6 protein-coding genes and 1 pseudogene are annotated in these 8,867 nt (G+C 63.2%); 2 read left to right on the top strand and 5 right to left on the bottom strand.

The genetic code is table 11. From position 1 onward, the window contains the following. Positions 1-47: 47 nt before the first annotated feature. From ATO9_RS25060 to ATO9_RS16065, 4 genes and pseudogenes are all read right to left on the bottom strand, one after another. Positions 48-1,058: pseudogene (locus ATO9_RS25060) on the bottom strand (histidine kinase dimerization/phospho-acceptor domain-containing protein); the annotation flags it as partial. A 765-nt stretch (positions 1,059-1,823) separates the two neighbouring features. Beyond that, positions 1,824-3,011 (bottom strand): RsmB/NOP family class I SAM-dependent RNA methyltransferase, encoded by a 1,188-nt coding sequence (locus ATO9_RS16075; RefSeq protein WP_043751454.1) that lies wholly within the window; start codon positions 3,009-3,011, stop codon positions 1,824-1,826. Positions 3,012-3,083: 72 nt separating this feature from the next. Then, positions 3,084-3,929, bottom strand: a complete 846-nt coding sequence (locus ATO9_RS16070; protein ID WP_043751450.1) for an alpha/beta fold hydrolase — start codon at positions 3,927-3,929, stop codon at positions 3,084-3,086. Next, the gene (locus ATO9_RS16065; protein WP_043751448.1) at positions 3,926-4,291 is read right to left on the bottom strand and encodes a hypothetical protein; all 366 of its coding nucleotides are present in this window, start codon (positions 4,289-4,291) and stop codon (positions 3,926-3,928) included. Before ATO9_RS16065 ends, ATO9_RS16070 begins: the two co-directional genes overlap by 4 nt. A gap of 174 nt (positions 4,292-4,465) precedes the next feature. On the opposite strand from ATO9_RS16065, the gene ATO9_RS16060 reads away from it, so the two are divergent. Next, complete coding sequence (locus ATO9_RS16060; protein ID WP_043751445.1) at positions 4,466-6,547, top strand: acetate--CoA ligase family protein; 2,082 nt, start codon at positions 4,466-4,468, stop codon at positions 6,545-6,547. 107 nt (positions 6,548-6,654) lie between these two features. On the opposite strand, the gene ATO9_RS16055 is transcribed toward ATO9_RS16060, so the two are convergent. Continuing rightward, a complete protein-coding gene (locus ATO9_RS16055; RefSeq protein WP_043751442.1) occupies positions 6,655-7,419 on the bottom strand; it encodes an aspartate/glutamate racemase family protein in 765 nt (254 codons plus the stop codon). An 83-nt stretch (positions 7,420-7,502) separates the two neighbouring features. On the opposite strand from ATO9_RS16055, the gene ATO9_RS16050 reads away from it, so the two are divergent. Then, positions 7,503-8,852 carry an MmgE/PrpD family protein gene (locus ATO9_RS16050; RefSeq protein ID WP_052418385.1) on the top strand — a complete coding sequence of 450 codons (1,350 nt, stop codon included), beginning with the start codon at positions 7,503-7,505 and terminating at the stop codon, positions 8,850-8,852. Positions 8,853-8,867 lie beyond the last annotated feature (15 nt).

Genomic DNA, 8,867 nt, shown 5'->3' with positions numbered 1-8,867 from the left:
TGCAAATCATAGCTTATGTCAGTGTCCGAATTTCGGGGGGTAGCTCAGTTCATCAGGACCTGTTCCAGCTGGCGCTTGTCGGCGCGGATCGAGCTGAGCATCGGGTCGTGGCTGAAGGACAGGGTTACCTTTTCCCCGACCAGCCGGTTCAGCAGATGCGTCAGATCGGAAATAGTGTCGCGCAAGTCGATCTCCTCGGGGCGCAGGGTCTGCTTGCGCGAGAAGGCCAGCAACTGGCTGACAAGAGAAGCCGCTCGATTGGCGTTCTGGTTGATCTGCATGAGGTCGGCGTAATCCTGATCGCCCTGGTCATGGCGCAGAAGCAGAAGGTCGCAATGGCCGGAGATCGCGGTCAGCAGGTTGTTGAAATCATGCGCGACACCGCCGGCAAGTTGCCCGATCGCCTGCATTTTCTGGCTCTGGACGAATTGCGCTTCGAGCGTCTTGAGCTCTGTCGCGTCGTTGAGCACCGCCAACAGGGACAATTCGCCATCCTCTTCCATCGGCTTGAGCGAAATCTGGACGAAGGTTTCGCGATCCGATCCGGTGACGCGCAGGAATTCCGGGCTGCTGATGCGATAGCCCGACGCGGCCTCGTCCAGCCAATCGTTGATCGGTCGGCCCAGGCCCTCGGTCAGGTCGCCCAGGTGCACGCCTTCGCGGCATTCCTGGCCGACAAGGCGCACCGCGTTCCGGTTGGCGCGGAGCACCTTTCCGTCCGGCGTGAGGCGTAGCAGCGGGACAGGCAGGTTTTCGAACCGGTCCCAATCGCTGGAGGTGCCGGTTTCCGCGGTATTGGTGGCGGACGGGCCGATATCGCCGGACAAAGGGATCATTGCCAGGTCGCGCCGTCCGTTTTCTCCCGGCAAGGGCGCGACAAACACCTGCGCCTCGCCCTGGGCGGTGTTGACCGTCGCGATCTCGACGCTGGAAGAAAGGGGCGTCTTGATGAAATCCGTCAGCCGCGCCGGACGGCCACCGAGAAATGCCAACGCCGGATCATTCAGGAACACGACCGTACCGTCGGCACCGAGCGAAAGAACCGGCAGGTTTTCCGCCACCGGCGCGAGGGAACCGCAGATCGGACGCACCTCAAGCAAGTGGCGACCGTCTTCCATGGTTTCGGCCGTGATCTGCCAGGCTAATTCGTCCTCCTCGCCCACACCGACCGCGCCATTTTCCGGCGCGTTCACGGCAGTTTCGACGGCCTTGGACCAATGGGCGGGAAGCGCAGCCAAACCGACCGACCCGGTCCCGATGCCCAGAATCGAACGCGCGGCGGGGTTCATGTAGACCTGTTGACGCATGCCATCGCAGATCATGGCCGGGTCTTTCGTGGCATCGAGCAGGAGCTCCGCCGTACCGACCCCATCCGCCCTCTGCCGGGCTGCCAGAAGTGACCAGACAGATGCTGCAATCGCCATCAGCGTCAGGGTGCCGGAGGCGGCGAAAGCCCCAACCTTGAGCGGTTGGGAGGCATCAAAGGCCACAAGCACGAAGGAGGTTGCGATCAGTAGAGCCGACAACCCCGAAAGGATCAAGGCGGCCCGTCGGATACCGGCGCTGCGATAGCCCGCGGTCAGCGCGACATCGAGAGAGCCGTTGACGCCGCCTGCCCGTGTTGAGTGCCCCGACACAGATGCCGTACGTCTGGCATCTTCAAAATTCATTCGCATCTGCACCGCTCAACCGTCCTTCGCCCGCCGCATGGCCAGGCTCCATCTGCACCGAAGTTGGTTAACCATGGGTTAACGGGTGCGGGTTGGCCGCGGGAAAAGCCGGTTGCCTTTATGGGGAGCCGGTTCGTGGCCCTGAGGCAGAGCCTAGGAGGTCACCCCCGAACGCGTCAATTGCGCTAGGTAAAATCCGTCACCACCATCGGTGGGCAGCCATTGCATGTCGGTGGTAAGTTCCCACTCCGGGTGGCGCGACAGGAAGGCCTCCACCTGATCGCGGTTTTCCGGTGCCAGAACCGAGCATGTGGCATAGGCCAGAACGCCGCCCGGCGCCACGAGAAGAGCCGCAAGATCAAGGATTTCGCTTTGCGTGCCAAGCAGATCGGCGAAGCCGGCCTCGGTCAGCCGCCATTTCCCATCGGGAGAGCGACGCCATGCGCCACTGCCGGAACAGGGCACATCGCACAACACGATATCATAGGGTCCGTCCGGCCGATCCGTGACGTTCACCTGGACACCAGCCCGCGCCGCCCGGTCCGGCAGGTCTTTCATGCGGGCAGGCAACGCGTCATGCGCGGTGAACTCGGCGTCGGCCCTGCCCGCCATGGCCAGCGTCTTGCCCCCGCCGCCCGCGCAATAATCCAGAACGCGCAAGCCATCGGCCAGCGGCAAAGACGCCACGACCGCCTGGCTCGCCGCGTCCTGCAATTCGACATGTCCGTCCTGATACGGGCCGGACTGGGCGACCTTGCGGGCGCCTTCGGTCAGGATCAGGGCAGTCTCTGCCAACGGGTGCGGTTCGGCCACGATACCATCCTCTGCCAAATCAGCGATGGCCCTTGCCGGATCGGTCTTGCGCAGGTTGACCCTGAGGAAGACCGGCGCACGGTGCCGCAGGTTCCGGGCGACCTCCTCCGCCTGCCCCGGCAGCGACGCGTCGAGCATGGGCCAGACCCAATCAGGCATATCACAGGCCACGGCGCGCGGGGCGTCGGACAGGGCCTGCGCGGGGTCGCGGGCGACCAGCGCCTCTTCCTCCGGCGACAACGGCGCGGGCGCGTGGCCCTCACCGGTAAAGATATCGGACGGCTCACGCCCGTCGGCAATCGTCTGGCCCAGCAACAGCGCGCGGCCAGTTTCCGCCCCGCCCAGCAGGCCGAAACTGCGCCGGCAACGCAGCGCATCAAACACATGGTCCCGGATGGCTGCACGATCCTTGGACCCCGCGAACCGGCTGCGCCGCGCCCACCCCGTCAGGGCCTTTTCCGCCGGCGCACCTTCAAGAATGTCATCCAGGATTTCGGCGGCGGCAGCGATGCGGGCGGCTGGGGTCATCGGGCTCTCCTCTTTCCCTCCCGATAACGGGAGAGACGCTAGAGGGAAAGGCATTGCTGACAGGCGATGGCCCTAGGCCGAACGGATACGGTCGAGTACGGGATAGAGGTGGTGCAAGAAGGCCTGCGGATTTTCAGACATGGGGAAATGCCCCATCTCGGGCATCACGGTCAAATCGACACCGATTGCGTCCGCCAAGGCGCGGCTGTCCTCGGGCGTGCAGGAATAATCGTATTCGCCCGTCAGCAGGTAGATCGGACATTTGGCCGTGTCTATCGTGGCCAGCTGATCGCGCATGTCGCCATCGACCTTGTAGAAATGCATGTCGCCGCGGAACACGCCTGGGCCGCCCTGCATGTAGTGCCAGCGGGTTTCGTCACGATCCGCCATGGGGCTTTGCGGGGCCATAAGGCCGTAGGCGATCGCACCGCAGATGCGCCCGCCATGCACGTCTGGTCGATCAAGCCACTGGGTATCATAATACGGCGCCACATGAGCCGAGGATTGCAGGCCGATAAGTGCACGGAACCTCTCCGGATGACGCTGCGCGAGGTGCAGCACGATCCTTCCCCCGATGGAGCACCCCATGACCACCGGGCTGTCCAGTTCCATCGCGTCGCAGAAGGCGAGGATCTGGGCGACATAGGCATCGGATGTAAGCTGGTAGTCCGTGTCTACCGTGCCGGCAGGCGGAGAGGATTTGCCGTGTCGCGGCATGTCGAACACCAGAACGCGGAACTGGCTCGTGATCCGAGGATCGTTCAGCAGCGCACGATATTGACGCCCGTCACTGCCCGCCGTGTGCAGGCAGACGAGCGGGATGCCCTGCCCCGCCTCCTCCCAGTAGAGCCTGTGGGCGACGCCCTCGATCTCGATATGGGCGTACCGGCCAATGATCGGTTCGATGTGAAGGGTCATGTGGCGACCTCCGGTCTGAGGGAGGCGAGCATACGTTTGGTGTAGTAGAGGTTCGCCATCAGCGGATGAAGATCGCCTTCGAACCGCATCGCCCCGCGGCGCAGTAGCGCGATGATGTCGTGATGGCCGGGACCCGGCACAGGTTCAAGGAATGCAGCCCATTCCTCGGTCGGGGCGGCCAGTCTTGTCTGCCAGGACGGCATCACGTGAGGTCCGGCGTTTGCGGCGATCACCGCACCGTTTTCGATCCTGATCGCGTATTCATTGTCGCCGGTCTGCAGCATCAGGTCCCAGTGCAGGTCCGGCGCCAAGGCCGCAATCGCGCTGCCCTTCCCACATGTCTCGGTCAATCTGTCGAACATGGTCGCTCCTCCGACCGTCAGTTTAGACGAGGCGTGAAACGCTTCAACGCATATTTTGGTATTCTATCTATGACACCGAAGATCCTAGGGCGGCTTAAAGTGCTTATATATTACATTTTATGGACCTTCTCCGAATCCCAATTATGGTATGCCAATCTAGGAGGGTGTTGACGCATGACGAACCTGAAAGCCCTGATCGATCCGCAGCGGGTCGCGCTGATCGGTGCGTCCGACACGCCCGGACGCCTGACCGCGCGGCCGCAGAGCTTTCTGATGACACATGGGTTTTCCGGCGAAATCCTTCCGGTGAATCCCCGGCGCGAAACCGTTCAGGGTCTCCCTGCTCTGCCGTCCGTGGTGGACAGTCCGAAGCATATCGACCACGCCTATATCCTGCTGGATGCCGATCCGGCCCTGGCGGCATTGGAAGATTGCGCGCAGGCCGGAATACCCGTCGTTTCCATGCTGGCCGACGGCTTTGCCGAATCCGGTGACGCGGGCCGCGCCCGCCAGGACCGTGCAGCGGCCATCGCAAGAGAGGCAGGCATCCATCTGATCGGCCCGAATTCGACCGGCATCGTGCATATCCCGAACCGTTTCATCTGCACCTCCAACGCTGCGTTCGCGGCCCCGGACCTGCGTGCCGGTGGCCTGACCGTGCTGTCGCAATCCGGCAGCATGATCGGCATGATCCTGTCGAGGGGCCTGGCGCGGGGCATGGGCTTTGCTGGGTTTGCTTCGCTCGGGAACGAAGCCGTGACGGATGTGGGGCGGTTCGGGCAATGGATGCTGGAGGACCCGCACACCGACAGCTTTGCCCTGTTCCTGGAAACCGTTCGTGATCCAAAGGCTTTGGAGAACTTTGCAAAGAAGGCACGGGATTGTTGCAAACCTGTTGTCGCCTACGTCATCGGTCAATCGGATGAAGGGGAAAACCTCGCGGTCTCGCATACCGGCGCGCTGACGGGGGCCAGTGGTGCAATCTCCGCCTTCCTGAGGGATATCGGGATCGCAGAGGTGAAGGTATTCGACGCCCTGCTCGACACGCCACGGGCTCTGGTAAGGGGGCGTCCGGATCAAGCACGTCCCAGAACCGCAACGGTGCTGACGACCACCGGCGGTGGCGGCGGAATGGTTCTGGATCAAATCAACGCGCATGGGGTCGGGATCGCGGGATGTGGCGCAAAGACCCGTAACGCGCTGGAACCGAAGAGTATCTCGCTTGGCTCCGGCAAACTGGTCGATGTCACGATGGCAGGTGCAAAACCGGACGTGATGAAATCCGTGATCGCCGCGCTTCTGGACGATCCGGAGACCGGGGTTCTGGTGGTTGCGATCGGGTCTTCCGCCCAGTTCAATCCGGATCTGACTGTCGATCCACTCGTCGCTGCGCTGGAGGAAGCGAAAGAAGATCATGCACCGCTTGTCGTCTTGCCTCTACCACATGCGCCGGACACGCTCAAACTTCTGGCCGATAGGGGAATTCCGACCTTTACCACCCCCGAAAGCTGCGCGGAAGGCGTGTCCGCATTGTTGGAGCATCGGAGCCCCAGAAACCGATCCGGGGCGACGCTCCCGGCCGCGGTCACAGCTCTGCTGGATGCCGCGCAGCCCGGCCTGCTGGACGAATATCACGCCGGGCAGGTTTTCGCCGCGCTCGGCGTGCCACAACCGGCACAAGTGTTCATTCCCGATGGCGGCGACCAGCCCGGAAATTTGGGCCTGAATTTCCCGGTGGTCGCAAAGCTCACCTCGCCGGACCTGCCCCACAAGACAGAGGTCGGAGCGATCAGCCTAAACCTCGGGGGGCATGCAGATCTGACCCGCGCCCTGCGCGACATGCGCGCCAAGGTCGCGCATACTGCGCCCAAAGCCAACGTGACCGGGGCCCTTGTTCAGGAAATGGCGACAGGTCTGGGCGAAGCCTTGATCGGCCTGACGCGCGATCCGCGTGTCGGGCCTCTCATCACCCTTGCCGCCGGTGGTACGCTGGCGGAAGTTCTCAAGGACAGCACACTCAGATGCGCGCCGGTCGATCTGGCTACTGCTCAGGCGATGATAAACGAAATCAAGAGCTTCGCCCTGCTAAAAGGCTACCGCGGCCATGCGACCGGGGATCTGGAGGCCCTCGCCCACAGCATCGTCGCGATCAGCCAGTTGGCCCAGCATCCGCGCGTGATCGAGGCGGAAATCAATCCGATGTTGATCGGAGCGGAGGGCGTTCTGCGGCTCGACGCACTCATCCGGTTGAGTTGATCCATCCCGCTGAGTTGTTGTCGCCAGCGGGATAGATAAAGGCCGATCCCCACAAGGCATGCTCGCGGGGACCGAGCGAATTTCAGGGACTGACCCGGCCGGGGACTTCAGTGTTCAAACGTCGCGGCCGTATCCAGCATCGCATGCAGAACCTCCGGTTTGGGCTTCGGCGAAGTCGGGTAGGATTTGCGGCTATGGGTCAGTTCCAGCCCCAGCAGCGCCTCCGCCAACTTGTAGGTCAGGGGTCCCGGGTTCACGACCGGCACGGGCAGCTTTTCGGATAGATAGGCGTGCGCCTGATGCATCGTGGTGGACCCCAGAAGGATTACGTCGGCGCCGTCTTCCTCGATACAGGTCAGGGCAAGTTGTTCGAGGGCGGGGAACACGTCCTCTTCCTTCCCGGCCAACAGGGATTGGTTGTTCGGCGTCAGATCAAGCCCCCGGATGGACGCGCAGGAATGCCACAGCCCCAGCTCGTTCAGGTTCTTTTCGTAGATATGCCGCCAATGCGGCCAGAGCGCGATGATCGAGAATTTCTTGCCCAGCATCAGCGCGGTCAGCATGGAAAAGCGGCCAGGTGCGATGACGGGGATCGACAATTCCGAGCGAAGGGCCGCCATGCCGCTGTCGCTCATGGTGTCGATGCAGACGGCATCATAGCCGCGCTTTTCCGCCTCGAGCCCGGCTTCCAGCACACCGATATCGGCAATCGCCATGTCGGAGGCGCTGACGTAATTGCGTGGCGCAACGCGGACGGATTCGAATTCGAACGAGATATCGGGGCCCAGCTGGACGGCCTGCAACTGCGCGCGACGCTGGTCCCGGTTCTCCTCGGACATGGGGAACGGAACGATGACGAGGACCTTTTTCACGGCTTTCTCCTTTTTGTGGGTCGGTCTTGCAAGTGGGGGTCAGCGCAGTAGGGTCTGCGCGAAAATGAAAGGGGTGTCACACCATGACCTATCTGGCAGATTTCGCTGACTTCGCGGCCAAGGCCGATCCGGGACCGGAGGTTCGGGCCAAGACCGCGCTGATCCTGGCCGACACGATCGGTGCCATCGTCGGCGGCGCGGCTGAGCCGGAGGTCGAACGCCTGCGGAGCCGTCTGATCGCGGATGCGGCGGGCCAGTGTACGGTGATTGGCACGGCCCTGACGGCCAATGCCGCGACCGCCGCGCTTCTGAACGGCACCGCCGGCACGACGCTGGAAATGGACGAAGGGAACCAGTTCGCCAAGGGACACCCCGCGATTCACGCGATCCCCGCCATTCTCGCCGAAGCCACGCGCCTGATTGCCTCCGGTCGGGAGATTTCGGGAAGGGACCTGCTGAATGCCTGCTGTATCGGTTACGAGGCTGCAGCGCGCGTCGGCATCGCCTCGCAATTGCGCGGCTCCATGCATCCGCATGGAACGTGGGGTGCCATTGGTGCGGCGGTTGGTGTTCTGCGCCTGCGCGGTGCCGCACCCGGCGGGGATATCGTAGAGGCGATGAACATGGCCGCCAGTCTCGGTTCGACCACGTCGCGGCGGACGATGCTGGAGGGCGGCACGGTCCGCAATGTCTTTGCCGGCGTGAGCAACCAGATGGGCCTTTTGGCCGCCGATCTGTCTGCGGTCGGATACAATGGCGATGCGGATGGCGTCGGCCACGTTTTCGGCAAGGTCGCGGGCGAAGGGTTCAATCCGGACGCGATGACGGACCAGTTGGGCGAACGCTGGGAGGTCATGCGCAATTACTTCAAGATGCATTCCTGCTGCCGCTTCAATCACGCCGCACTGGATGCGTTGGACCTGATCCGCGCCGACACGCCAGAGCTCGATCCGGCCCAGGTCGAGGCCGTTGCCGTCGACAGCTACATGCTGGCCGCGGAACTGGACGATCCCGCCCCGGCCAACGTCCTCGCCGCCAAGTTCTCCGTGCCTTTCGCCATCGCGACGTCGCTGGTGAACGGCGGCAGCGACGTACAGTCCTTCACCAATGACAAGGTTGCCGACCCGGTGATCCGTGCGCTCGCGGCAAAGGTATCCATCCGCGAGGATGCGTCCATGAGCGCCAAGCTGCCCGACCTGCGCCCCGCGAAAGTGGTGATCCGGTTGACGGATGGACGCGAGTTGCAGGCGTCGGTCGAAACCAACCAGGGCGATTGGTCGGCCCCCTACCCGCCCGAACAGATCGAAGCGAAGTACATGTCGCTGACCACGCGGCTGTGGAGTGCGGATGCGGCCAAGGACGTCTGGTCGGATATCCTTTCGCTTGACGCCGCACCGTCGGTGGCACCCGTACTGGGCAAACTCGGGGCCTGATATTCCTGGTCCGGC

The sequence above is a fragment of the Pseudooceanicola atlanticus genome (genome assembly GCF_000768315.1).
In the GTDB taxonomy this organism is placed as follows: domain Bacteria; phylum Pseudomonadota; class Alphaproteobacteria; order Rhodobacterales; family Rhodobacteraceae; genus Pseudooceanicola; species Pseudooceanicola atlanticus.
This window is presented reverse-complemented; position numbering and strand designations above follow the sequence as displayed.

Excerpts from the sequence above, each read along its gene's own strand:
- ATO9_RS16075 (WP_043751454.1), bottom strand. The coding sequence starts at position 3,011 with ATGACCCCAGCCGCCCGCATCGCTGCCGCCGCCGAAATCCTGGATGAC.
- ATO9_RS16065 (WP_043751448.1), bottom strand. The coding sequence starts at position 4,291 with ATGTTCGACAGATTGACCGAGACATGTGGGAAGGGCAGCGCGATTGCG.
- ATO9_RS16050 (WP_052418385.1), top strand. The coding sequence starts at position 7,503 with ATGACCTATCTGGCAGATTTCGCTGACTTCGCGGCCAAGGCCGATCCG.
- ATO9_RS16070 (WP_043751450.1), bottom strand. The coding sequence starts at position 3,929 with ATGACCCTTCACATCGAACCGATCATTGGCCGGTACGCCCATATCGAG.
- ATO9_RS16060 (WP_043751445.1), top strand. The coding sequence starts at position 4,466 with ATGACGAACCTGAAAGCCCTGATCGATCCGCAGCGGGTCGCGCTGATC.